Raw genomic sequence first — 26014 nt, 5'->3', positions numbered from 1 at the left:
CTTTACGCGAGGGTGGCCCGGAGTACCAAATCGAGAGGCATGTAATCTAGCTGACTAGACCGGTCTAGGTGACCTTCGTCACTTAAATGCAACCGTTTGTGCGCGGTTTTCCTTGAATTTGCGCGGTTTTCGGCTCCAACGATCACGAACGTGCACCGCTGACCTCCCATGACGCCCTTGGGCGGCCAATAGCATTTAGTCCACACCGATGACCCCGAGGAAGGGAACCGCAATGGGCGATCTCGCACGACTGCCGCTGCTTGAGAAAGCACCCACCACGCATGCTGGCCTGCTGGCATGGGTCGAAGAGGTTGCTGGACTCACGCAGCCGGACCGGATCCACTGGGTTGACGGTACCGAAGTGGAAAACACGCGTCTTACCGATGAACTCGTCGCGGCAGGAACGCTGACGCGCCTGAACCAGGAGCTCTTCCCCAACTCTTTCGCTGCATTCTCTGATCCCGCGGACGTAGCCCGTGTGGAAGAGCAGACCTTCATCTGCTCCGAGAAGGAGCACGACGCCGGCTTCACCAATAACTGGATGGCCCCGGTCGAGATGAAGGAAAAGCTGCGTGGGCTGTTTGCCGGCTCCATGCGCGGGCGCACCATGTACGTCATCCCGTTCGTCATGGGCCATCTGGATGCCGAAGATCCCAAGTTCGGCGTGGAGATCACCGACAGTGCCTACGTTGTTGCCTCGATGCGCATCATGGCCCGCATCGGCACCGACGTGCTGAACCGCATCACCGAGACCAACGCATTCTTCGTGCCGGCCCTGCACTCCCTGGGTGCGCCGCTCGAAGCAGGCCAGGCGGACGTGCCTTGGCCGTGCAACACGGACAAGTGGATCGTGCACTTCCCCGAGGAGCGCTCCATCTGGTCCTTCGGCTCCGGCTACGGCGGAAACGCGCTCCTGGGCAAGAAGTGCTACGCCCTGCGCATCGCTTCCGTCATGGCCCGCGACGAGGGCTGGCTGGCCGAGCACATGCTCATCCTGAAGCTGACCTCGCCCGAGCAGAAGACGTACTACGTCTCGGCTGCCTTCCCCTCCGCCTGCGGCAAGACCAACCTCGCGCTGCTCGATCCCACCATCGAAGGCTGGAAGGTGGAGACGCTCGGTGACGACATCACCTGGATGCGTTTCGGCAAGGAAGGCGAGCTCCGCGCCGTCAACCCCGAGGCGGGCCTCTTCGGCGTGGCTCCGGGCACCGGCTGGGGCACCAACCCCAACGCGATGCGCGCCATCGCCAAGGGCAACAGCATCTTCACCAACGTTGCACTGACCGACGACGGCGGCGTGTGGTGGGAGGGCATGACTGAGGACGTGCCTGCTCACCTGACCGATTGGCAGGGCAACTCCTGGACCTCGGATTCGGACAAGCCCGCAGCCCACCCGAACTCGCGCTTCTGCACGCCGATCGACCAGATCGACATGCTGGCCGAGGAGTACAACAACCCCGACGGCGTGGAGCTTTCCGCCATCCTGTTCGGCGGCCGGCGCAAGACCACCATCCCCCTGGTGACCGAGGCCCGCAGCTGGTCAAACGGCATCTTCATGGGTTCCACACTGTCCTCCGAGACCACTGCCGCGGCAGCCGGGGCGGTGGGCGTGGTTCGCCGCGATCCTATGGCCATGCTGCCGTTCATGGGCTACGACGCTGGCGACTACCTCAACCACTGGGTGAACCTGTCCGCCAAGGGCAACCCGGAGCGCCTGCCCAAGATCTTCCTGGTCAACTGGTTCCGCCGCACGGCCGAGGGTGGCTTTGCCTGGCCTGGCTTCGGCGACAACGCCCGTGTCCTCAAGTGGGCCATCGAGCGCCTGGAAGGCAAGGCGGACGCCGTCGAGACGCCGATCGGCTTTGTTCCCACCGGCGAATCCATCGACCTCAAGGGCCTGGACATGACGCCCGCCCAGGTCGAGGAAGCTGTCCGCGTTGACCCGGCCGAATGGGCCGCCGAGCTCGCGTCCATCGAGGAATGGTACGCCAACTTCGGCGATTCCCTCCCCGAGGCGCTGCAGTCCGAGCTTGCCGGCCTGAAGGCCCGCCTGGGCTAAACGTTCCAGAAAGTACGACGGCGGCCCCGCACCTTTGCAAGAAAGGTGCGGGGCCGCCGTCGTCCCCACCGGCCCCTAGCCTCGCAAGCTCGGCCAGGGAACCCTCCCCGCTACCTCCCCAATCTCGCAAGCTCGATTGGGGCCCCTCGGTAGCGTGGGCCCAGGCGTGGGCCCACCAATTGATTCAGCTGGCCAGCCAGATGTCCGGCCCGAAGACCTCGTAGTGGATGCGAGTGGCCGGGATGCCGGCGTTGATGGCCTCGTTGCGGATGTGCTTCATAAACGGCAGCGGTCCGCAAAGGTACAGCGACGCGTTGGCCGGCAGGTCCACTTCGCGCAGGGACATGAAACCCTCGTTGGCCCCGTCGTGTGGCTCTTCGAGCCACAGCTGGAGGTCGGCACCCGCCAGGCGTTCGACGTCGTCCGTCATCTGACCGCGCAGCGCCCAGCTGTTCAGGGTGCTTTCCGCGTGCAGCACCAGCACCTGCCGGTCGGAGCCCGACTCGGCGAGGGAGCGCAGGATCGACGCCGTCGGCGTGCAGCCGATGCCGGCCGAAGCCAGGACCACCGGACCGTCGCCGTCCTTGAGGGTGATCTCGCCGTACGGGTTGGAGATCTCCAGGATGTCGCCAACCTCGACGGCGTTGTGCAGCACGGGGGAGACCTCGCCGCCGTCGTCGAGCTTGGTGGTGAAGCTGCGGCTGGTGCCTGCATCGCCCGAAAGTGAGTACTGCCGGACCTGGCGCAGGCCGTCCGGCAGCTGGACCTTGACGCTGACGTACTGACCCGGCAGGGCAGCCGTGACGGGGGTATCGTCAGCGGGTTCGAGGGTGAAGGTCATGGAGCCGATGCCGGCAGGGATCTTGGCGGCGACCTTCCACGGGGTCCACATCTTGCTGTTGGCCTGTGCTGCGTAGAGGCCCTTTTCAAGCTTGATCAGGGCGTCGGCCATCAGCCAATAGACTTCGGTCCAGGCCTCGGCGATCTCCGGGGTGATGACCTCGGCCAGGTCCTCCGCGATGGCCGCGAAGAGGTGTTCGTAGACCACCTGGTACTGGGGCTCGGTGATGCCGAGCGACGCGTGCCGGTGGGCGATGCGGGAAAGCACGGTTTCGGGGAGGGTGCCCGGGTTGTTGACCAGGTGCGTGGCGAAAGCGGCGATGCTTCCGGCCAACGCCTGCTGCTGGTTGCCCGAGCGCTGGTTGGAGCGGCTGAACAGGCCATCCAACAGTTCCGGGTGGGCCGCGAACAGCCGTGCGTAGAACTTGGGAGTGATGGCGCCGATCCGGGAACCGACGAGCGGCAGTGTGGCCTCAATGACGGGGCGGGATTTGTCCGAGAGCATATGTACTCCTGCGATAGGGGACCGGGCTTTCGTCCGGTCAATGTGAATACTTACATTTGAAATGCGTATATTCGTACTTCAAGTTCTACACCCCGTAGAAGTTGAGATCAAATCGGTGGAGATGCGGGCGCGGCGCGGGCTATAGGCCGGGGCGCAGGCCGATCAGCTGGAAGACGGGTGCCATCTGCCGCGAGCCGGGAAGTTCGGCCACAACCACTCCATCAAGTTCCCGGTAAAACGCTTCACGGGCGCGGGCCAGCGCGGCGCGAAGCCTGCATTCATGGATCAGCGGGCATTCGCGGCCCGGCGCGATGCAGTCGGCGGCGTCCGTCCGGGTGTCCAGGTCCCGCAGGACCTGGCCCACCGTTGCCCGGCGGCCAACGGAGCTGAGCCGGGATCCGCCCGACCTGCCGCGCTCTACCTCGATCAGGCCCAGGCTGCGCAGCCTGGCCATCGCCTTGCTGACGTGGTTGTACGGCGTGCCCACGGCATCGGCGATGTTCTGCGTGGTCAGGAGGGTGGCCCCGGGCGCGGCGGCCAGAACCATCAGCGCCCGGAGGCTGACGTCTGCAAAGGCGTTGATTTTCATGGCAACCGGGGTGCGGTCTAGTCCACCCAGACCGTGGGTTCGCTGGTGTCAGCGGCGAGCTGGCCAAACTCCCATTCGTGGGTCCCGGTGTTGGCGGCGTAGGGGAGGACCGCGGCGAAAACGGATCCGTCGCGGTGTTCAGCAGCTACATGGATGGCATCTGTTTCTTCCTCGACCAGGAGGATGTCGCAGACAATTGCGGCCGCCCGGAAATCAGCACGGTTCTGACGGAGCAGTTCGGTGAGGTCGCTGATCATCGTGTCGGCGTCGAAGTCACCGTCAGAGCCGTCCTGGGCATCAGCCGGCGTGACAGCCACCAGCCGGACCTCGCCGTCATTCTCCACCACCAGTGCGAACGGCAGGAAGCCGCCGTTTCGCTCGAGCTGTTCCTGGGCTGCGCCGACGCCTGTGCCCAGCAGGTTCTCCAGGTCCGTGGCCGAGGCCTCCGGAACGGAATCCCGCCACGAAGCCACCGCAGCCGGGCCGTCCGTGGCTTCGTGGGCCACTTCCGGCTTAGCGCCGGACATTGGACAGCACGCGGTCGCGGACGCTTTCCATCAGGGTCCGGTCCGTTGCTTCCACGTTCAGGCGGAGGAAGGGCTCCGTGTTGGACGGGCGCAGGTTGAACCAGAAGCTGCCGTCATTTGCCGTGAAGGTGCTGCCGTCCATGGTGTCCACGGTGATGTCCTCGGCGGCAAAGTCTGCGCTGACGCGCTCCACGGCTCCCGCCTTGTCCTCGATTTCCGAGTTGATCTCGCCGGAAGAGACATAGGGCTCGTACTCGCGGCCGAGCTCGGACAGCGGACCGTCCTGCTCGCCGAGGGCTGCAAGCACGTGCATCGCCGCGAGCATCCCGGTGTCTGCATTCCAGAAGTCGCGGAAGTAGAAGTGGGCAGAGTGCTCGCCGCCGAACACAGCACCTTCCTCAGCCATGACTGCCTTGATGAACGAGTGGCCCACACGCGTGCGGACGGCGCGGCCGCCGTCGTGCTCTACCAGTTCCGGCACCGCACGGGAGGTGAGCAGATTGTGGATGACGGTGGGCGTGGCCTCGCCCTGCGCCTGGGCGCGGGCGATTTCGCGGCGTGCCACCATACCGGTGATGGCCGACGGCGAGACGGGCTCGCCCTTTTCGTCGATGACGAAGCAGCGGTCGGCGTCGCCGTCGAATGCCACGCCGATGTCCGCACCGTGCTGAACGACGGCGGCCTGCAGGTCGCGGAGGTTCTCCGGCTCGAGGGGGTTGGCCGGGTGGTTCGGGAAGGAACCGTCCAGTTCGAAGTACAGGGGAATGATCTCGAAGGGCAGCTTGGGCAGCAGGGCGTCGCCCAGCACCGCCGGGGTGGTGAGGCCGGCCATGCCGTTGCCTGCGTCCACAACCACCTTGAGCGGCCGGGAACCGGAGAGGTCCACCAGCTGGCGGAGGTACTCGGAGTAGTCCTTCAGGACGTCGTGGACGCCGATCAGGCCGCGCTTGGGGGCTGCCGGGATGGAGCCTTCGTTGAGGTATTTCTCGGCCAGGGCCTGGATCTCTTTGAGGCCAGATTCGGAGGAGATGGGCTGCGCGCCGGCCTTCGACATCTTGATGCCGTTGTATTCGGCAGGGTTGTGGCTGGCGGTGAACGTGGCGCCGGCGGCGTTGAGGGAGCCACAGGCGAAGTAGAGCTCATCGGTGGAGATCAGGTCAAGGAGCTTCACGTCGGCGCCGCGGGTGGCTGCGCCGTCAGCGAAAGCCTTGGCAAACTCGGGGGAGGAGGGACGCATGTCGCCGCCTACCAGGATCGTCTGGCCCTCCAGTTCCAGGACGTCAACGAACGCGGCGCCCACGGCTTCGACGATTTCAGCGGTGATGGATTCACCCACGATGCCCCGGACGTCGTAGGCCTTGAAGGATGCCGAGAGGTCAAAAGTCTTTGTCTGTTCGCTAGTCACGGGTTTTATCTTACGTGGAGCCGCGGACGTTCATGGTTGTCCACATACGGCAGTCCCGGCTTTTTGGGTGTGGGTGGGGGCTGGGATACTGAATCAATGGTCGATACCCAGAACGCCGCCCTTCTTTCCGTTTCCCCTGAGTTGCCGTCCGACACAAAAAGCCAGGCACTGGAGGTTCTCCGCGAACTCGTGGGGCATCCGGCGGCGGATTTCCATGACGGACAGTTTGAGGCGATTGAAGCACTGGTCGACGGCGGCCGGCGGGCTTTGGTGGTCCAGCGCACCGGTTGGGGAAAATCGGCCGTGTACTTTGTGGCGTCCCTGCTGCTCCGGCGCCGCGGCGCCGGACCCACCCTGATCGTTTCGCCGCTGCTCGCCCTGATGCGGGACCAGGTGGCTGCCGCCGCCCGCGCCGGAGTGCGTGCCGTGGCCATCAACTCGGCGAACCAGCTGGACTGGGACACCGTCCGGGAACAGCTCGCTGCCGATGAAGTCGACGTGCTGCTGGTTTCGCCGGAACGGCTCACCAACCCGTCCTTCCGCGAGAACCAGCTGCCGGAGCTCATCCGGCGGACAGGCCTGCTGGTGATTGACGAGGCACACTGTATTTCGGACTGGGGCCACGACTTCCGGCCGGACTACCGCCGGATCGCTGACCTGATCACCCAGCTGCCGGAGTCCGTGCCTGTCCTGGCCACCACCGCTACAGCCAACTCGCGCGTGGTCCACGACATCGAGGAACAGCTGGGCGCCGGCGTCCTCACCATCCGCGGAACCCTTGGCCGGGATTCCCTGCGCCTGGGTGTTCTGACCCTCCCGAATTCCCGCGAACGGCTGGGCTGGCTCCTGACGCACCTTGCCGATCTGCCCGGCAGCGGCATCATCTACACGCTTACAGTCTCCGCCGCGGAGGACACCGCCCGGCTTCTCGCCGAAGCCGGGCACACAGTTCAGGCCTACACCGGCAGAACCGATCCCGCGGACCGGGAGCGCGCAGAGCAGATGCTCAAGGACAACCAGGTCAAGGCTCTGGTGGCCACCTCGGCGCTCGGCATGGGCTTCGACAAACCGGACCTTGGCTTCGTCGTCCACCTCGGGGCACCGTCCTCCCCGGTGGCGTACTACCAGCAGGTGGGCCGCGCGGGCCGTGGCGCGGCGAACGCAGATGTGCTGTTGCTGCCGGGTTCTGAAGACCGGGATATCTGGCAGTACTTCGCCACCGCCTCCATGCCGTCCGAGGAGAAAGCCACAGCGGTGCTGACAGCGTTGGCTGAAGCCGGAACTGCCGTGTCAACGGTGGCGTTGGAGGCCCGGGTGGATCTCCGCCGCACCCCGCTGGAGCTGCTGTTGAAGGTCCTGGCCGTGGATGGCGCCGTGGAACGTGTTGGCGGCGGGTGGCGTTCCACCGGCCAGCCCTGGATCTACGATGCCGAGCGTTACCGCCGGATCGCCGAGGCCAGGGTGGACGAGCAGGACTCCATGGTGATCTACCAGGACACCGCAGGGTGCCGGATGGAATACATCACCTCGGTCCTCGATGACGAGACGGCGCATGCCTGCGGGAAGTGCGATAACTGCGCGGGCCGCTGGTTCCGGGCCGACATCGCCGAGGACGCCACGGCAGCGGCGGGTCAGACCCTCACCCGCGCCGGCGGTGTCCTGGAGGCACGACTGCAGTGGCCCAGCGGCATGGACCGCCTGGGCGTTCCGGTCAAGGGCAAGATCAAGCCTGACGAAGGACTGGCGGACGGCCGCGTGCTGGCCAGGCTTACCGATCTCGGCTGGGGCGGGGCGCTGCGGGAACTCTTTGCGGCCGGCGCCGCAGACCGTCCGGTGGATCCTGCCATGCTCCAGGCCTGTGTCCAGGTCCTGCGGGAATGGGCTACCGGTGACGGCCGGAACCCGGGCTGGAGCGGTGCAGGACGGCCGGCCGCGATCGTCAGCATGCCTTCCCGGAGCAAGCCTGAACTCGTCCGCTCCCTTGCCCAGGGAATTTCGGAAATCGGCAGGATCCCTTACCTCGGCGAGCTGGACCTGGGCCACGGCGGACCCACTGGAAGCCGTGGCGGCAACAGCGCGTACCGGTTGGCCGGTGTTTGGGACCGCGTCATGGTGGGCCCGGAGTTGGAGGCCGCCATGGCAACACTTGGCGGGCAGGGCGTGATGCTGATCGACGACCTCGTGGACAGCCGTTGGACCGTTACCGTGGCTGGACGCGCCCTGCGCCAGGCGGGGGCGGGGGCTGTTCTTCCGCTCGTGCTTGCCCAGGCCGGCTGACCTCCGCGCCGGCCTGCCGGTGCAGTGACAGGCTGTCCGCCGTACTGAAGAGCATCAGGACGGCCATGGTGAGGAAGGCTCCGCGGAAGGGGCCAGCGTGATCTGCTGGGAAGGCCGCCACGCCGTCGAAAACCCGGATCAGCAGGGCGCCAACGGCGATGCCGGCGCCCGCGGCGAGCTGCACCAGGGTCGCCGACACGGAGTTGGCCGAGGTCAGCTGGGAGGGTGCAATGTCCGCGTACTGCACCGACGCGTAGGCGGAGAAGCCAATGGAGCGGAAGGCCCCGCTGCACACCAGCAGGGCGAATATCAGGGCCTGTGGCGTGTCCGGCGTGAGCAGGGCGCACAGTGCGAAGGTCACAGCCGATGCCAGGGAGCCGAAGACCAGCATGGCCCGGAAACCGAAACGTCGGATCAGCGGCGTGGTGGCCGGTTTGATGCCGATGTTGCCGATGAACACGGCCGCCACCATAATTCCGGCGTGCAGCGGTGACCAGCCGAAACCGGTCTGGAACATCAGGGGCAGGAGGAACGGCACCGAACTGATGGTCAAGCGGTAGACGAACCCGCCGGTGGCCATGGCCCGGAAGGTGCGGGTGGAAAAAACACTGAGATCGAACAGAGGGTTCTTGGCCCGCCTCATCCACAGCACGGCGGCCGCGAGGGCGCATACCCCTGCAACCGCGCCGATAGCTGCCCATGGCCCGTCGGGGTGGGCGGTGGCCAGTTCCAGGCCAACCACCAGGGCACCTACGCCGGTGGTGGTGAGGAGCAGGCCCAGCCAGTCGAGCTGGCGGGCGCTGTCTCCGGCGCCGGCTGGTACCAGACTGAGTGCCGCGATGAAGGCGGCTGCGCCCAACGGCAGGTTGATGAGGAAGATCCAGTGCCACGACAGGTAGGTGGTCAAGGCGCCGCCCACCAGCGGTGCCAGTACGGGCGCCAGCAGCGCGGGCCACACCAGGAAGGCCGTGGCGCGCAGGAGCTCCGATTTGGGTGTGCCGCGCAGGACCAGGAGTGTGCCGACCGGAACCATCATGGCCCCGCCGGCGCCCTGCAGGATCCGGCTCAGCGTCAGCACGGTCAGGTCGGGGCTGACGGCGCAGGCCAATGAGGCGAGTGTGAAGAGGGCAATCGCGAAGCAGAATACCTTGCAGGCCCCCACGCGTTCGGCAAGCCAGCCGCTGAGCGGGATTCCCATGGCCACGGTCATGAGGTAGGCCGTCATGGTGATGTTTACGTCGGCGGCCGGAACACCAAAGTCGCTGGCGATGTTGGGGATGGCCGTGGTGAGGATGGTGCCGTCCAGGAACTCCATAAAGAATGTGGCAGCCACCAGTAGCGCCAGGCGGGGATTCCACGCCTGGCTTGTGCTGGTTTCCTCGCCCCGGGAATTGCTTACTGCCATTCCACCATCCTGCCACCGCCTGCACTCGTGGAGCCTTGTGCGTCCGCACCCCGGACCGCCAGCCCAGCCCACCCCACACCGGCCGGCTTCCGCCCGCGCCACACGCCCGGCTCCCGCCCATGTAGGTAGCAGTAACTGTCGTTATGAGCGCTCATGACGACAGTTACTGCTACCTAGTTCGGGTTTGGTGGCATCAAAGCACTTCCCATGGGAACGCAAAAGGCCCCGGTCCAGGACCGGGGCCAAACGCGGAGACGGGGGGATTTGAACCCCCGGTGGAGTTGTGCCCCACACTTCATTAGCAGTGAAGCCCATTCGGCCGCTCTGGCACGTCTCCAATGGCTATTACTAGCCCACCAAGGATACGCAGAACGGGGCACGCAGTGCAAAACGGCCACTGAACGCCTAGCTCAGCCCCGGCGCCCTGCCCCACGGTATGCTTCGCGCCGGGCCCAGGAACAGTGCCCTACGCTCAACCGCCTGCCAGCGTCCGCCATAGGAAGTGCTGGCTGCGGGCCTGTAGCGCGGCGGCCTGCCGGTTGTCCGAAGCTCCGGCGTGCCCGCCTTCCAGCGCTTCGTGGAACCAGACATTCGGGATGCCCATCGCCTGCATCCGGGCGGCCATTTTGCGGGCCTGGACCGGTCCCACCCTGTCATCCGACGTGGCCGTCCAGATGAATGTTTCGGGGTACTCCACGCCGTCCTTGAGCAGGTGGTACGGGGAGAAGGTCTTGATGTACTCCCATTCCGCCGCCACGTCCGGGTCGCCGTATTCTGCGATCCAGGAGTGCCCGGCGGAGAGCTTGGTGTAGCGCCTCATGTCGAGCAGCGGAACGCCGCAGGAGATAGCCCCGAAAAGTTCCGGGTAGGTGGTGAGCATGTTGCCCACCAGCAGTCCGCCGTTGGAACCGCCGACGCAGCCAAGCCGTTCCCGGGAGGTGACGCCACGGTGGACGAGGTGCTGCGCCACGGCGGCAAAGTCCTCGAAGGCGCGGTGCCGGTTTTCCTTGAGCGCGGCCCGGTGCCAGGACGGCCCGTATTCGCCGCCGCCCCGGATGTTGGCCACCACGTAGACACCGCCGCGGGAGTGCGCGGCCTCGCCGGGCCCGCCGGAGGTGGCGGTCCTGCGTTCCAGCCAAGCCCTGCCGACGGTTCCGCTGTACGCAGGGGTCCGGGAGACTTCGAAGCCGCCGTAGCCTGAGAGCTGCGTGGGGTTCTGCCCGTCCAGGACAAGGTCCCGCGAGGCCACCTGGAAGTAGGGGACGCGGGTGCCGTCTGCGGAGACGGCGAAGTGCTGCTGCACCTCGTACTGGTCGTCATTAAAGAACGACGGCGACGCCTTGACTGCCGCATGGCTGCTCACCACGCCAGCCGTCCCGGCAACGTCCCCGCCGGAGCCAGCGGTCCCGGCAGGATCCCGCGTGAGGCTTCCGCGCATCAGCGTGCTGGGGGTGGTGAATCCGGTGGCGACCAGCCAGAAGTCGTCGCCCGCACCGCCGCCGGCCGGTCCCTCATCTTCGTCGTCCACCGCGTAGGCGTTGACGTCGTGCAGCGGCGGGCAGGCATCCAGCAGCGACGAAGCCCAGGCGCCGCCGTCGGCCGCGCCCCCGTTGGCCGTACGCCCGTCGGCCGCAATGCCGGGAACAGAGGGATCCAGCACGCGGATCTCGGACGAGACGTCCCGCAACAGGTTCAGCAGCAGGAAATTCCGCGTCCAGCTCCACGACTGCAGCGAAGTGTGCGCATCCGGCGTAAACAGCACCAAGAGATCCCGCGCCCCGGCAAGGTAGTCCTCGAATTTCGCGGCCAACAAGGACCCGGCGGGGTACGTGTTGCCCTCAACGGACCAGTCCTGCTGCGGCCGGAACAGGAGCCATTCGCGGTGCGCGCTGAGGTTCACGTCTGTCGGCGCGTCGATCTCGAGCCAGGCGTCGTCCCAGCGGATGAACGTGCTGCGGTTGTAGAAATCGATGTAGTCCACGGCGAACGTGCGCTCAAAACCGGGAGTGGAATCGTGCGCCACCACGGCCATCATGTGGTCCTCCGGCACCTCAAAAAGCCGGGCAGCCGCGGAGAGGGCCTCGCCACGCCGCAGGGTGACAGCCGTCCGGGCGTACGAGGAGGCGGTCCGCGGCAGGTCCCCGGCCGTGGAGGCGACCAGCAGCGTGTCCGCGTCCAGCCACGAGACGTTCCCCTTCGCCGTCGGCAGGTCGAAGCCGCCGTCGGCCGGGTCAACAAAGGTGCGGGTCCCGACGTCGAACTCGCGGTAGCGGTTGGCGTCGCCGCCGTCGGGGGAGAGGGCCAGCAGCGCGAGGCGGTACGGCTCTCCCGCGGCGGGGCGCAGGAACGTGGCGCCGTGGAAGACCCACTCCTCACCTTCGGCGGCGGCGAGGGCATCCACGTCCAGCAGGACATCCCAGTCAGGGGAGTCCGTCAGGTAGCTTTCCCAGGTGGTGCGGCGCCACAGCCCCTTCGGGTTCGCCTGGTCCTTCCAGAAGTTGTAGTACCGCTCGCCGCGCTTGCCCACCATGGCGATCCGGTCCGTGGAGTCCAGCACCTCCAGGATGCTCCCTTCCAGGCCCACGTAATCGGCGTCCTCCAAAAGGTCCTCGGTGCGGGCGTTCTGCTCCCGGACCCAGGCAAGCGGTGCCTCGCCGTAGATCTCCTCCAGCCAGACGTTCTCATCAGTGGGTTCGGGGGCGGGCGATGAACCGGGCGCTTGATCAGCTGCAGTGGTGGTCATGCGCCCCATCCAAACAACATTTTTGCGCCGCAAGCAAGTCAAGTGCCTTGGGCTCATGCCGATACTCTGGATGCTTGGGTAAATCGAAGAGCATCCGGGCCGCCATCATCGGCGCCGGACCGCGGGGAACGAGTGTGCTGGAGCGTTTGCTCGCACACGCCGCCGCGTACGCCGCTGCCCACTCCGGCCCCGCATCCCTCCATATCGACGTCATCGACCCCTATCCGGCGGGTCCGGGGCACGTGTGGCAGCCAGGCCAGTCCCGGCTGTACCTTATGAACACCCAGTCCTTTTATCCCACCGTCATCCCTGAAGACCCCCGGCTGGCGCCGCCCGTCGCGGGCACCACGTTCGACCGCTGGCGGGCCCGGCAGCAGCGTGAGCCGATGCCGGCCCTGACGCTGGACGAGCGGTCCGAACTGGCTGCCTTGGGAACGCGGGACTTCCCCAGCCGGGCGCTGTACGGCCGCTACCTGCGCTGCACGCTCGACGAGCTGACGGCAAAACTGCCCGACGGCGTCACCGTCTGTTTCCACGAAACGACGGCCGTGTCGGTGCGCCCGTCGCGCGACGGAACGGCGGGGACACTGGGGGAGAGTGCCGCAGGCGGGACAGCCCCCAGTACGTTCGACGTCGGACTCGCCGGCGGCGGTTCGGTCACGGTCGATTCCGTGGTCCTGGCCCTGGGGCACCTTGCATCCCGGCTGAACCCGGAACAGCGGGAACTCCAGGCATCGGCCGCACAGCTGGGCCTGAGCTACTTCCCGCCGGCCGTCCCGGCGGACGTCGACTGGGCCGCGGTTCCGGCCGGCGAACCGGTCCTGGTCCGGGGGATGGGGCTGAACTTCTTCGACGCGATGGGCCAGCTCACGGAGGGCCGCGGCGGAAAGTTCATCGACGCCGGAACCCGGCTCGAGTATCAGCCGTCCGGCCAGGAACCGCTGATCATTGCCGCCTCCCGCCGCGGCACCCCGTACCGGGCCAAGGCCGCACTTGCCGGCTACTACCCGGCGTCGGTCACCCTGCGGTACCTGACCGATGCCGCGCTGGAACGGTTCGCGGCCACCGGGATCCGCCCGGGCTTCGACCATGATCTCTGGCCCCTGCTGCACCGCGACACCCTCTGGGCCTACTACTCCACCCTGGTGCGCTCGCAGCCCGCGGCCGTCCCCGACGCAGCCGAGTTCCTGCCCGCGCTGGATGAGGCGCTGCGCCCGCATGCCCACAGCGCCGCCAACTGGGAGGCCGCGGTGGAGAGTGTCCTGGCAGTGCACGTCGGGCCGCGGCACCGGCTGGATCTGCGGGGCCTCGCGTCTCCCTTGGCGGGCAGGTCCTTCGGATCGCGTGCTGAACTGGATGCCGCCGTCGTCGAGTACCTGCTCGATGACGCCCGCCGCTCCGCACTGGGCGAGGAGGATCCGGTGAAGATGGCCATCGGCGCGCTGCATCACGGGCGTGCGGTGCTGAAAACGGCAGTGGCCGACGGCGGCATCACGGATGAATCCTGGGTGGCCGGCCTGCGTGGCTGGTTTGAGTCGTTTGTGGAGGGCCTGGCCAGCGGACCGCCTGCGCTGCGCTCCGAACAACTGGCTGCCCTGGCGCGCGCCGGCGTGGTCAGTTTCGTGGGGCCGGACCCCCGGTTCAGTGTGGACCGCCGGTCAGGCCGCTTTACCGCCGTCTCGCCCTGGGTGAACGGTCCGCCGGTGGCGGCGAAGACCATGGTGGAGGCCCTCGCGCCGGCCAACCGCGTCTCTGCGAACGACTCACCGCTCCTGGAACAGCTTCTTGCGGACGGGATGGTGCGGCCCCGGCTGATGATGACGGCGGAAGGTGCGCCGGTGCAGGCCACCGGGCTGGACGTGGCGCCGCACCCGTACCGGCCGGTGGCGGCCAACGGCTCGGTCACCGATGGTCTCTACGTGCTGGGCCTGCAGCTTTCGGCCACCCAGTGGGGCACGGCCATCGCCGCGGAAGCGCTCCAGCCGGGCGGCGCCACGTACGCCAGCGGGCAGCGGACGCTCCGCGACGCGGACGAAATCGCACAGGGGATCCTCGGACACTGAGGATCCCGCCGCAGCGAAATATTCGTCCTCGCGTCCCTGGGTTTTTGTCCAGATAACGTCCCCTGAGCGTGCGGCAACGCCGATTATGTGGACAAAAACCCGGAGAATGTTAAGCCGCCGTGTCCTGGCGTTGCGGTTGATGACTTCGCGCAGCCTCGGTCCCGACGATCCCTGACGCAGTGTTGCGCCCTGTTGTGGAGGATGACGCGGCGTTGCCTCGTACGTCCGGATTGCCCCGTGCTACGCCCCATGGACGCCCGTGACCTGCGGTTTCCTCGTGTGAATGCCGCCCTTTTACCGCCCTTCCATCTCTGTTCTAGTGGTTGCCACAAGCCAGCCGGCCCGGACCCGCATCACCGGTTCCACACCTCCAGCGCAGAAAGATTCAGCCATGAGATTCCGAAAGCCATCCGCACGAACCGCCCCCGCTGCAGGCAGGGCTGCAGTCCCTGCTGCAAGGAAGGCAGCAGGCACTGTGGCCGCAGCCGCCGCAGCCATGGCGCTCTCGCTGGTGCTGACGGGTTGTGGCGGCGCAGCGACAGCCCAGTCCGGGGGCAGCGGCGCCGGCACCGAAGTGAAGACCATCCGCTACCAGGGTTCGCCCAACACCGTGGCGCTGGTGGAAGTGGCGGAGGACCTCGGCTACCTGGGCGACATCAAGCTCGAGTGGGTCAGCAACACCACCAGCGGGCCGCAGAGCATCCAGTCCGTGGCCACCGACCAGACCGACATCGGGGGAGCTTTCACCGGCGCCGTCATCAAGCTCATCGAAGCCGGCGCGCCCGTCCAGGCCGTCATCAACTACTACGGCGAGGACAAGGAAACGTTCACCGGCTACTACGTGGAAGAGGGCAGTCCCATCAAGACGGCCCGGGACCTGATCGGCAAAAAAGTCGCCGTGAACACCCTGGGCGCGCACCACGAAGCGATCATCAACACCCACCTGAAGAACAGCGGACTGACCCCGGACGAGATCAAGCAGGTCCAGCTGGTGGTGGTGCCGCCGAACGAAACCGAAGTGGCCCTCCGCAAGAAGCAGGTCGACGTCGGCACACTCGGCGGGGTGCTCCAGGACCGTGCGCTTGCCGAAGGCGGCGTACGGGCCCTGTTCACCGACGTCGGCGTGATCGGCGGCCCGTTCGACGCCGGCCAGTACGTCCTCCGCAAGGATTTCCTGGCCAAGAATCCGGAAACCAGCCGCACGTTGGTCACCGGAATCGCCAAGGCCATCGAGTGGGAGCGCACCACGCCGCGGGAGCAGGTGATCGCCAAGTTCGAGGAAATCATCACCAAGCGCGGCCGCAACGAGAGCACGGAGACGCTGAAGTACTGGAAGAGCGTGGGAGTGGCATCGCCGGGCGGCCGGCTCCAGGACCAGGACTTCACGCGCTGGTCCGATTACCTGAAGTCCGCCGGAATCATCACCGGCGACCTGGACACCAAGAAGCTCTACACCAATGAGTTCAACCTGCTGGAAACCCCGGCACCGGCAGCAACCTCGAAAGGATAGAAGATGACACCCAAGATCAGTCTCAGGAACGTCACCAAGGAATTCACTGTCCGGCCGGGCAAAGGGGCCGGCAGGAACGCCGGGACGGAAGCATCGGTCCTCACCGCGCTGGATGACCTCAGCCTGGACGTGGCCGCCGGTGAGTTCCTCACCCTGGTGGGCCCCAGCGGCTCCGGCAAGACCACGCTCCTGGATCTGCTGGCCGGCCTTTCCCGCCCCACCTCGGGAAAGGTCATGGTGGACGGCAAGGAAGTGACGGGGCCCGGCCAGGACAGGGCGGTTGTCTTCCAGCAGTACGCGCTGTTCCCCTGGCGTACGGCCTCGGCCAACGTCTCGATCGGCCTCGAGAACACGGGCCTGTCCAAGAAGGAACGGGCGGCGAAGGCCAGCGAATTCCTCGATCTGGTGGGCCTTGCCGGGTTCGAGGACCGCTATCCGCATGAACTGTCCGGCGGTATGAAGCAGCGCGTGGCCATTGCCAGAAGCCTCGCCTATGAGCCGGACGTTCTGCTGATGGACGAGCCCTTCGCCGCCCTGGACGCCCAGACCCGCGAACAGCTCCAGGACGAGCTCCTGCGGATCTGGAAGGCCACGGGTAAAACCATCGTCTTCATCACTCACGGGATCGACGAAGCGGTCTACCTCGGCCAGCGGGTGGCGGTGCTCAGCGCCCGCCCCGGCCGGCTCAAGGAAATAGTGGACATCAACATCCCCGACCGCGACGGCGACGCGGACATCCGCTCGCATCCGGCCTTTGTGGAACACCGGCACCGGGTCTGGTCCCTGCTGCATGACGAAGTCCGCCTGGCCCAGGACTCCGGCCACCGGAAGATCCTCCCGGACGGCACCGCCCCCGATGAACAACCCCTCGAAAGGAGTGCGGCCTGATGAGCACTGTGTTGACCCGACCGCAAGAGGCGGCTGCCGCCGTCGACCCTTCCCTAAAGCCCGGAGCCACGCAGCCCGGGACCTCCGGACCGTCCGGCCCGGAACGGGGGCAACGCCCGACGCCGGCAGCCAGGCTGGGTGCCGCAGCCCGCCTCGCGGGGCGAGCCGGGTGGAAATCGCTCGCCGTCATCCTGTTCCTCGCACTGTGGGAAGTGGGTCCGCTGTTCCTGGCCAGCCCGGCCACCCGGGTCTTCCTGCCGCCGCTGCACGAAGTCCTGGCGGCCGGAGCCAGGCTCCTGGAGAACGGCCAGCTCCAAAGCCACCTCCAGGCCAGCCTGACCCGTTCGGTGTCCGGGTTCGGCATCGCCGTGGTGTCCGCCGTCGTCCTGGGACTCCTGATTGCCTGGTACGGCTGGCTGAATTCGTTCCTCAACCCGCTGCTGGAGCTTTTCCGCAACACGGCAACCCTGGCTCTGCTGCCGGTGTTCACCCTGCTGCTGGGCATCGGGGAGGAATCGAAGATCACCATCGTGGCCTACGCCGCGTTCTTCCCGGTCCTGCTGAACACCATCGCCGGCGTCCGGACCGTGGACCCGCTGCTGATCCGGGCCGCGAAATCCCTGGGGCTGAACAGCTTCCGGCTCTTCCAGAAGGTGATCCTGCCGTCTGCGGTCCCCACGATCTTCACCGGCATCAGGATGGCCGGGACCTCCTCCATCCTGGTGCTCATCGCCGCCGAGATGGTGGGCGCCAAAGCCGGCCTGGGCTACCTGATCGTCAACGCGCAGAGCAGCTTCCTGATCCCGGACATGTACGCCGGCATCCTGACCGTCTCCGTCGTGGGACTGCTGGTCAACACCGTCCTCGTGGCACTGGAACGGCACTTCTCCCGCTGGCGCACTGCCGTCGGCTCCGACACCTGACCACTCCGCGCCTCAACCAATAAGCACCTAACTGCCCCTTCTGAACTGCAAAGGAACACCATGACCGTCATCACCGAAACCAAGCTCCAGTTCACCAAGCTCAGCTCCCGCATCGGCGCCGAAATCCGCGGCCTGGACCTCAGTGCAGACCTGTCGCCGGACACCGTGGCGCAGCTCCGGGACGCCTTGAACACGCACAAGGCCCTGGTCTTCCGGGAAGCGAACATCCGCACCGACGAGGACCAGGTGCGTTTCGCCAGCCGCTTCGGCCCGCTCACCAAGGCCCACCCCACGGTGGCCTCCGTGGACGGAAAGCCCGCGGTCCTGCCCGTGGACAGCGAAAACGGCAGTGCCAACAACTGGCACACCGACGTCACCTTTGTGGTGAACCCGCCGCAGGCCTCCACCCTGCGCAGCATCACCCTGCCGGGCTACGGCGGGGAAACCCTGATCGCGTCCTCGGCCGGGGCCTACCAGGACCTGCCGGAGGAGCTGCGGAACTTCGCCGACACCCTCTGGGCCATCCACACCAACGACTACGACTACTCCGTGCCCAAGAACCTGGAACACGCCAACGCAGACGAACGCCGCAAGGAGTTCACCCGGATCCACTTCGAATCCGCCCACCCCGTGGTGCGGGTCCACCCACTGACCGGCGAGCGCGGATTGTTCATTGGGGGCTTCGCGCAGCGGCTGCGGATCGTCGGCCTGTCCAACACGGAGTCCAAGGACATCCTGCGCCTCCTGCAGGCCTACATCACCCGCCCGGAGAACGTGGTGCGCGTGAACTGGGAACCGGACCAGCTGGTGCTGTTCGACAACCGCATCACCCAGCACTACGCCCCGGACAACTACGACGGCCAGCCCCGCCAGCTCAACCGCGTGACCATCGCCGGCGATCTTCCCCGCGGCGTGGACGGACGCAGGAGCACCTCCATCAAGGGCGACTCGTCCGCCTACTCCGAGACCGTCGTCGTTCCTGAAGCAGTTGCCCGCGATGCAGCCGGGGTTCGCGCGTGAGTGCCACGGTTGGCGGCGCCAGGCAGCTGCACCTGAACGCCTTCCTGATGAGCACCGGCCACCACGAGGCGTCGTGGCGGCTGCCGGAGAGCAACAGCTTCGCTGGCACGGACGTGGCCCACTTCCAGCGGCTGGCCCAGACGGCGGAGCGCGGCAAGCTGGACTCGATCTTTTTCGCCGATTCCCCGGTGCTGCACGGAAACGTGGCCCAGCGGCCCTACGGCAGCCTCGAACCCACTGTATTGCTAGCCGCCATTGCTGCCGTCACCGAGCGGATCGGGCTGATCGCCACCGCCTCGACGACGTACAACGAGCCGTACAACCTGGCGCGGCGCTTCGCCTCCGTGGACCACATCAGCGGCGGCAGGGCGGGCTGGAACGTGGTGACCACGGCGGGAGACGCGGCCGCCAGGAACTTCTCCCTCGCCGGCCAGCCGGCCCACTCGCAGCGGTACGAGCGGGCAGCTGAATTCCTGGATGTAGCCAAGAAGCTCTGGGACAGCTGGGAAGACGACGCCGTGGTGGCGGACAAGGACGCCGGCGTGTGGGCTGACAGTTCGCGCGTGCATCCGGTAGACCACCAGGGCCCGCATTTCCAGGTGGAGGGCGGCCTGGATGTGCCCAGGTCCGTCCAGGGGCACCCGGTGATTGTGCAGGCCGGGTCGTCCGAGAACGGCAAGGACTTCGCGGCGCGGCACGCGGAGGCGGTCTTCACGGCCCACCAGACGCTGGCGGATGCCCAGGACTTTTACGCCGACCTGAAAAGACGGACGACGGCGGCGGGCAGGGACCCGCAGTCCATCAAGATCCTGCCGGGCATCGTTCCCGTCATCGGCGCTACGGAGGCGGAGGCCCTCAAACTGGAGCGGGAACTGGACGAGCTGATCCTGCCGGAGCACGCGGTGCGGCAGCTGGCCAACCTGCTGCGCGTCCCGCCGGAATCCCTGAAACTGGACGGCCAGCTGCCGGCCGACCTCCCGTCGGAGGACGAGATCGAGGGTGCCAAGAGCCGTTACACCTTGATTGTGAACCTCGCCCGCAGCGAACACCTAACTGTCCGGCAGCTCATCGGGCGGCTTGGCGGGGGCCGCGGGCACCGTACCTTCGCAGGAACACCGGAGCAGGTGGCGGATGCCATCCAGCACTGGTTCCAGTCCGGTGCCGCGGACGGCTTCAACATCATGCCGCCCGTGCTGCCCTCCGGCCTGGACATCTTTGTGGACCAGGTGGTTCCCATCCTCCAGGACCGCGGGCTGTTCCGGCGCGAATACACCGGGCGTACGCTCCGCGAGCACTTTGGCCTGGCCGTCCCGGCCAACTCCTTTGAACGGGTGCCGCAGCCCGCCTGACACTCAGGCTGATGCAGAAACGCAAAAGTGCCCCTCCCCAACTGGTTCAGTCGGGGAGGGGCACCTCTGTTTAACGCTTGCCTGCTGCTAGCCGCGCAGGCACTGCTGGTACTGGATCCAGGCAACGCCGTATCGGATCCACCCCAGGACGTCGTACCACTTGGTGGGCGGTACCGGTGCCGTGCAGACCGGCGGAACGGGTCCGCTGGCAGCGACCTGGACAGCAGCCTTCACCACGGTGCCGGACTCGGCGGCCGTGAGCGTCAGGGTTCCGGTCCCCGCAGCAGCGCCAGCAGGAACGGCGAGATTCACGGCGGCAGCGCCCGCCGAAACCGGCACCGTGCCAAGATCCGTCACAGTCCCGGCGCTGTCGGTGAACACCGCAGCCAGCGACGTATTCACCGGGCTGCCCAGCGAGGTGAGGTCCAGTTTGGAAACCGCCAGCGTGATGGCATCCCCGGCCTTGACCTCGGCTGCAGTCGTGTTCACTGCGGCCACCGTCCGCCGGGCGAAGTCCGGCGACACGGGGTTGTGCGCCTGCAGGTACCTGATCCGGGCGTCCCGGTCCACCAGACCCGAATCCTTGGTGCCGGCGCCGTCCTTGAAGACCCGGAAGTTGTCGCCACCGGTGGCAAGGAAGCTGAACGTTCCGATCCGGTAGGACTTCGCCGGATCGAGCAGGGCACCGGCCACGCGGATGGAGGTGATCCGGTCACCGGCGGCGCGGGTGGCGTCGTAGGTGTAGTTGACGTTCCTGGACAGGCCCAGTTGCTGGTAGGCGCGGCTGGGGACCGTGCCGTCGGCGTTGGTCTGCCACTGCTGCTCCAGGAGTGCCTTGAACTGCGTGCCCGTCAGGGACGTGGTCCACAGGTTGTTCACAAACGGCAGGACCGAGTTGGCCTCCGCGTAGGTGATGGTGCCGTCCGGGGCGTAGTACAGCTCGTTGCGGAGGCCGCCGGGATTGACGACGCCGATTTCCGCGGCACCAAGCTCAGCCGGCTGGAGCGACGCCAACAGTGAGTCGGCCACCAGGTTGCCCAGCGTCGATTCGCTGGCACGGTCATCGCGCTTGGCAGGTCCGCCGGCAGGGTCCGCGGTGAACGCCGTGGTGATATCAGCGGTCAGCGCACCCACCGGCTGGTTGCCGATCGCGGCGGCGTCCGCCAGGGCTTTCTTCACAATGGCATCAACCGCTGCAACCCGCGGGTAAGCGGCTACGAGGCCGGCGGCGGCATCCGTGGTCCGCCTGACGTTCCCGGCCTTCGACGCGGTGACTTCCTTGGTGGCCGTATCCACCGTGAGCTGGATCTGGCCGATGTTCTCGCCGTAATTGCCGGTCTGGACAATTGGGCGGGTCTTGCCATCGGCGCCGGGGACCGGTGCGTTCCAGGCGTATTCCTTGTGCGTGTGGCCGGTGAAGATGGCGTCCACGTCGGCCGAGGTTTCGGTGACCAGCCTCGCGAACGGGCCGCCCGCTGCCACTTCCTGCTCGAGGGTGGCGCCGTCCGGCGTCCCGGACCCGGCGCCGTCGTGGTTTTCCGCGATGATCACGTCGGCGAGGTTCTCCGCCGTGATCTTGGCAGCCACGCGGTTGATGGCGTCCACGGGATCGCCGAAGTCAAGATCGGCGATGCCGGCGGGCGTCACCAGCGACGGGACTTCCTGGGTGACCGTGCCGATGACGGCAACCTTCACGCCATCCATGTCCAGCACCGTGTACTCCGGCAGGACCGGTTCGGTGGTTCCCTTTTTATAGACGTTCGCCCCGAGCAGCGGGAACGTGGCGTTGGTGCCGCCGGCGATGACGCGGTCGCGCAGGTCCGCCCAGCCGCCGTCGAACTCGTGGTTGCCCACGGCGGAAGCGTCCAGCTCCAGCGCGTTCAGCACGTCGATGGTGGGCTGGTCCTTGGCAACGGCCGAGGCGAACAGCGATGCCCCGATGTTGTCGCCCGCGGACAGGAAGGCCGTGGCCCCGGGTGCGGCGGCGCGCAGCTTCTCGATGGTGCCGGCAAACAGCACCGTGTTGGTGTCGATGCGGCCGTGGAAATCGTTGATGCCCAGGAAGTTCAGCTCAACGCTGGCCGGCGTGACCGGGCCGGCAGGCAGGTCCAGGCCCACCACCACGGGATCGTGGTCGCTGGCGCGGAACTGTTCCGGCGCATAGTAGTTGGTCACATTGTTGTTATACCTGCTGTACTCCAGCGCCACGGACTCCACGGAGTTGATGTTCCAGATGTCCGCGCCCGTGACCACTGCATCAGCGCCCGGGGAGGCCAGGATGTGGTCCAGCGAACCCACCAGGCCGCCGAAAAGGTAGGAGTGCTTCGCGGAGCCGTCCGCGTTCTTCGCCTTGCCGTCCTGGTTGACGTAGCCGGCGTCCGCGAAGACATTCATCGGGTCTTCCTGGGCGTAGGAGTTGAAGTCGCCGATCAGGAAAACCTTGTCCGTGCCCTTGGCTGCCTGCAGGCCGGTGGCGAAGTCCAGGAGCGACTTGGCCTGGGCGGTGCGGGCGAGGTTGGAAGCACCCTGGCCCTTGTCCGTGTCATCCGGCGTTGCTGCCGAACCCTTGGACTTGAAGTGGTTGGCGATGGCGATGAACTTTTTGTCGTCGCCGGCGCCCACCGGCTTGAACACCTGGGCCAGCGGCTTGCGGGCGTTGGCGAAGGCGACGGTGTCGTTGTGGATGATGGATTCTTCCACGGGTTCGGCTGCGGCCTTCTTGAAAATGAACGCGGTGCGGATCATGTCCTCGTCAGCCAGCGGGGGAGCGTTGGCGGGTGTCCGCACGTAGTCCCAGATGCCGGGGGTCGCGATGTTGAGGGCGTCCACCAGTTTGGCCAGGGCGTCGTCGCGATCCTTCCCGAACTGGGCGGAATTTTCAATTTCCATGAGGGACACCACGTCGGCGCCGGTCTTGGTGATCGCGGCGACGATCTTGTGCTGCTGGCGGAGAAAGTTCTCCGCGTTTGCTGCGCCGCGGGCGTCGCAGCCGCCCTGGACCGTGATGGGGTTGCCGTCGCGGTCCTTGTAGAAGGAACAGCCGGTGAGGGCGTCGCCCGTGGTGGGGAAGTAGTTCAGCACGTTGAAGGAGGCGATCTTCAGGTTGCCGCCCACGCTGGCGGGAGCTTCGGTGCGGGTGGCGCCGAAACTGGCCGGCTGGACCGTGCCCTTGTTGGCCTCGGTGAGATGGGTCAGCGGCTGGAACTTCCATGCGTTGTTGGCGTAGCTGAGCACCACGTTGGTAGCGAACGTCACCGGCGAGCCCACGCGGACCGGGTCCGTGGCCGTCAGGTACGGCAGCACCTGGGCCTTGGTGGTGGCGTCCTTGAGGAAGTTGGTGGTGGCGCCGTCGTCGAGCTTGATGCCGCGGGCTGCGTTGTCCGCCACGGCGGCCTGGTATTCGGCCGAGCCGTAGCGCGCGACGGCGGTGGGCTGCACCAGCGTGGTGGTCCCGCCCGAAAGGCCGATTTCGCCGTACTGGTTCAGCGAGTAGTTGTCGGTGACGGTGACCGGCCCTTGCGGTGCCAGCAGCATGCCCTCGAGCGCTCCCGGAAGGATTCGGCCGCCGGGAGCGTGAAGGCGGTGGCCTTCACTTCGGGGGTGGCGTCAGTGAGCTTGGCCAGCCCTGCGGCGTCCGCCAAGCTGACCTGGGTCATGCCGAAGAACTCGGAAACCGTGCCGGTGACCTCCACAAAGTCGCCGATCTGCACAGAGCCAGCAGTGGCCGGGGAGTAGACAAAAACAGCGTCCGACGCCGTGTGGCTGGCCGGGGTGAGGTCGCCGCCGGTTCCGGGGGTCTGGACGTAGTAGCCGGCGAAACCGCCGGTGGGGAAGGCCGCAGTGACTTTGCCGCGCGTTGTGACGGCAGTGCCGGCCAGCGGACTGGCGGTCCCGGTGCCCTGGATTTCGGCGATTGTTTTGGTGCCGGGCACCGGTGTCGGCGTTGGGTCGGGGTCCGGCGTGGGGTCAGGGGGCACTGTGCCGCCGGCCGCCGTCGGGGTTATCGCCGCGCTGAGCGCGAAGTCAGCGAGGTTGCTGTTGCTGTCTGCACCGGCGGCGCGGTTCAGACTTTTGACGTCGGTGTTGACCGCCGGTGACTTCGCGGCCTGGGTTTCGAACGTGTTGGAGGTGCCGTAGCCCAGCAGATCGGCGACGTTGGCGGGTTCAATGACGGATCCGGTGGCAAGCGCGACGGCGGTGGCCTGCTTTGCGAGCACGATGGTTCCGTTTTGACCCTGGAAGTTCAGGTTGGTGGCCACGACATCGGGGGCGGGCAGGTCTGCGCCGGCTGTGCCGTTGCTGCCGCCCTTGATGAGGTAGTGGCCCTTGGCAGGGATGGAACCGGTGAGGGCAGCCACGCTGGTGGGCGCCGCAGTTCCCGTGCCTGAACGGTACTGGACGGACCAGCCGGCCAGGGAGAACGCGGCGTCGGAGGTGTTGTAGAGCTCAACGAACTTACTCTTGTACGCTGCGCCGGCACTGCCGCCGCTCAGGTAGGCCTCGTTGATGACAACGGGTGAAGTGCCGGCTGGAGCTGCGTCGACGGCGAAGGCGGGGACCGCTGCCAACGGAGTGGCGATAAGCCCCGCAAACACCGCTGTTCCCAGCGCTAATTTCCAAGGTGAATGGTGCATCCGCTCTACTTTCATAGGGGCGTCCCGGTGGGGGCCCGATGGAGTGTGTCCGGGTTGTACCTACGGACAGTGTCCGGACTCCACGTTTGATCAGGTGGTGTCCGGCACAGCAACGCAGCGCCGCATGAACGCAGGGTTGATGGTGTGTGCATTTGGCGAAACGTCCGTGGGGCAAAACAATACCGGCCGGTAGCTTTAATGAAAGCTGCCGGCCGGTATTTCGTCGAAGGAATTTACTTATGCGATGATCTTGAACATGGCTCCGGTGGGGTCGGCCAGCGACGCGAGCCGGCCGAACGGAGAGTCCTCCGGCCCGTCAATGACGATGGCTCCGAGCGAAACGGCCTTCTCAATCGAAGCGTCCGCATCTTCGACGTTGAAGTAGACCTGCCAGTTGGACGGAACGTCAGCCGGCAGATACCCGGAGGCGTCCATGATGCCGGCCTTGGCGGAGTCCCCGGCGCCCAGGGTGGTGTACCGGAAGTCCGGTGCATCGCTCATAACATCCGTATCCCAGCCGAACACCTCCTCGTAGAACTTCACGGCGGCGTCGTAGTCCTTGGTGTGGAGCTCGTGCCATGCCGCAGCGCCGGGCTCGGCTACGAGCTCATATCCCTTCATCTCGCGCGGCTGCCATACGCCGATGGCCGCGCCGGCGGCGTCGCCGAAGATGGCCATGTGGCCCTGTTCCGGAACATCCATGGGCGGCATGTAGACCTGGCCGCCGTTGGCCGCGACGGCGGACGCGGTGGCCTCGGCGTCGTCCGAGCGCAGGTACGTGGACCAGACGTCAGGCATGCCGGCCTGGTCCTCATCCTTTTGCATGAGCCCGGCCACGGTCTTGCCGTTCTTCCGTGCGGTGGTGTAGCCGCCGTACTTCTCCTCGTCGCCGGTCTCGTACTCCCAGCCGAAGAGTTCGCCGTAGAACTCGCGGGCTTTGGTGATGTCTGAGGTCATGAGGTCGATCCAGCAGGGTGCGCCGGGGGTGATCTCGGGTGCAGGCATGATGAGCTCTTTCTGTCGATGGGTGGCAACAGGAACGACCCTATGTCCGGGCTCCGACAGTTTCAATGGTTTCGCCCTGGCGGCCCATGGGCCGGTTAAACGAAGAAGCCCCGGTCCGCCATCATGTGGCGTACCGGGGTTCCATTCGCGGAAGGTAAGAGATTCGAACTCTTGGTACGGGGTTACCGCACACTAGTTTTCAAGACTAGCTCCTTCGGCCGCTCGGACAACCTTCCCTAACGAGTAGTGTTTCATAGGCAGTTGGCTGCAAC

The 26014-nt window shown here is 66.5% G+C and carries 15 protein-coding genes, 2 tRNA genes and 1 pseudogene; 8 read left to right on the top strand and 10 right to left on the bottom strand.

Annotated elements, in window-relative coordinates:
• The first annotated feature begins 232 nt into the window (after positions 1-232).
• Positions 233-2059 carry a phosphoenolpyruvate carboxykinase (GTP) gene (locus tag MUN23_RS05035; RefSeq protein WP_248762444.1) on the top strand — a complete coding sequence of 609 codons (1827 nt, stop codon included), beginning with the start codon at positions 233-235 and terminating at the stop codon, positions 2057-2059.
• A gap of 184 nt (positions 2060-2243) precedes the next feature.
• Here the strand turns inward: MUN23_RS05035 and MUN23_RS05030 are convergent, their stop codons facing one another.
• From MUN23_RS05030 to MUN23_RS05015, 4 genes are all read right to left on the bottom strand, one after another.
• Positions 2244-3404 (bottom strand): globin domain-containing protein, encoded by a 1161-nt coding sequence (locus MUN23_RS05030; protein ID WP_248762442.1) that lies wholly within the window; start codon positions 3402-3404, stop codon positions 2244-2246.
• 139 nt (positions 3405-3543) lie between these two features.
• Positions 3544-3993 carry an Rrf2 family transcriptional regulator gene (locus MUN23_RS05025; protein WP_248762430.1) on the bottom strand — a complete coding sequence of 150 codons (450 nt, stop codon included), beginning with the start codon at positions 3991-3993 and terminating at the stop codon, positions 3544-3546.
• Positions 3994-4010: 17 nt separating this feature from the next.
• A complete protein-coding gene (locus tag MUN23_RS05020) occupies positions 4011-4520 on the bottom strand; it encodes a hypothetical protein (RefSeq protein ID WP_248762428.1) in 510 nt (169 codons plus the stop codon).
• On the bottom strand, positions 4507-5925 hold the full coding sequence (locus tag MUN23_RS05015; protein ID WP_248762426.1) for a phosphomannomutase/phosphoglucomutase: 1419 nt from the start codon (positions 5923-5925) through the stop codon (positions 4507-4509). The genes MUN23_RS05020 and MUN23_RS05015 overlap by 14 nt, the downstream gene beginning before the upstream one ends.
• Before the next feature lie 96 nt (positions 5926-6021).
• On the opposite strand from MUN23_RS05015, the gene MUN23_RS05010 reads away from it, so the two are divergent.
• On the top strand, positions 6022-8202 hold the full coding sequence (locus tag MUN23_RS05010; protein WP_248762425.1) for an ATP-dependent DNA helicase RecQ: 2181 nt from the start codon (positions 6022-6024) through the stop codon (positions 8200-8202).
• Here the strand turns inward: MUN23_RS05010 and MUN23_RS05005 are convergent.
• The 3 genes from MUN23_RS05005 to MUN23_RS04995 all read right to left on the bottom strand — a co-directional run bounded on the left by MUN23_RS05005 (position 8126) and on the right by MUN23_RS04995 (position 12350).
• A complete protein-coding gene (locus tag MUN23_RS05005; RefSeq protein ID WP_248762406.1) occupies positions 8126-9607 on the bottom strand; it encodes an MFS transporter in 1482 nt (493 codons plus the stop codon). The two genes, MUN23_RS05010 and MUN23_RS05005, sit on opposite strands and share 77 nt — an antisense overlap.
• A gap of 249 nt (positions 9608-9856) precedes the next feature.
• Positions 9857-9944: transfer RNA gene (locus MUN23_RS05000), tRNA-Ser, on the bottom strand.
• 135 nt (positions 9945-10079) lie between these two features.
• On the bottom strand, positions 10080-12350 hold the full coding sequence (locus tag MUN23_RS04995) for a prolyl oligopeptidase family protein (RefSeq protein WP_248762396.1): 2271 nt from the start codon (positions 12348-12350) through the stop codon (positions 10080-10082).
• A 74-nt stretch (positions 12351-12424) separates the two neighbouring features.
• Here MUN23_RS04995 and MUN23_RS04990 point away from each other — a divergent pair, with 74 nt between their 5' ends.
• From MUN23_RS04990 to MUN23_RS04965, 6 genes are all read left to right on the top strand, one after another.
• Positions 12425-14413 (top strand): FAD/NAD(P)-binding domain-containing protein, encoded by a 1989-nt coding sequence (locus MUN23_RS04990; protein WP_248762394.1) that lies wholly within the window; start codon positions 12425-12427, stop codon positions 14411-14413.
• Positions 14414-14804: 391 nt separating this feature from the next.
• Positions 14805-15923, top strand: coding sequence for an ABC transporter substrate-binding protein (locus MUN23_RS04985; RefSeq protein WP_248762393.1), 1119 nt, complete (start codon positions 14805-14807; stop codon positions 15921-15923).
• Between the two features lie 3 nt (positions 15924-15926).
• Positions 15927-16811 (top strand): ABC transporter ATP-binding protein, encoded by an 885-nt coding sequence (locus MUN23_RS04980; protein ID WP_248762392.1) that lies wholly within the window; start codon positions 15927-15929, stop codon positions 16809-16811.
• Positions 16811-17734: an ABC transporter permease gene (locus tag MUN23_RS04975; protein ID WP_248762391.1), complete on the top strand. Its 924-nt coding sequence runs from the start codon at positions 16811-16813 to the stop codon at positions 17732-17734. Before MUN23_RS04980 ends, MUN23_RS04975 begins: the two co-directional genes overlap by 1 nt.
• A 60-nt stretch (positions 17735-17794) precedes the next feature.
• Positions 17795-18754 carry a TauD/TfdA family dioxygenase gene (locus tag MUN23_RS04970; protein WP_248762389.1) on the top strand — a complete coding sequence of 320 codons (960 nt, stop codon included), beginning with the start codon at positions 17795-17797 and terminating at the stop codon, positions 18752-18754.
• The gene (locus MUN23_RS04965; RefSeq protein WP_371875981.1) at positions 18751-20103 is read left to right on the top strand and encodes an LLM class flavin-dependent oxidoreductase; all 1353 of its coding nucleotides are present in this window, start codon (positions 18751-18753) and stop codon (positions 20101-20103) included. The genes MUN23_RS04970 and MUN23_RS04965 overlap by 4 nt, the downstream gene beginning before the upstream one ends.
• An 87-nt stretch (positions 20104-20190) precedes the next feature.
• Here the strand turns inward: MUN23_RS04965 and MUN23_RS04960 are convergent.
• The 3 genes and pseudogenes from MUN23_RS04960 to MUN23_RS04950 all read right to left on the bottom strand — a co-directional run bounded on the left by MUN23_RS04960 (position 20191) and on the right by MUN23_RS04950 (position 25978).
• Positions 20191-24737 (bottom strand): annotated as a pseudogene (locus MUN23_RS04960) (ExeM/NucH family extracellular endonuclease).
• Positions 24738-24974: 237 nt separating this feature from the next.
• Positions 24975-25742 carry a VOC family protein gene (locus MUN23_RS04955; RefSeq protein ID WP_248762388.1) on the bottom strand — a complete coding sequence of 256 codons (768 nt, stop codon included), beginning with the start codon at positions 25740-25742 and terminating at the stop codon, positions 24975-24977.
• Between the two features lie 148 nt (positions 25743-25890).
• Positions 25891-25978 (bottom strand) — tRNA-Ser (locus MUN23_RS04950).
• Positions 25979-26014: the final 36 nt, after the last annotated feature.

This window comes from Pseudarthrobacter sp. SSS035 (genome assembly GCF_023273875.1).
Taxonomy (GTDB): Bacteria; Actinomycetota; Actinomycetes; order Actinomycetales; family Micrococcaceae; genus Arthrobacter.
Note: the sequence above shows the minus strand (reverse complement) of the source record. Positions and strands in the feature narration are given on the sequence as shown.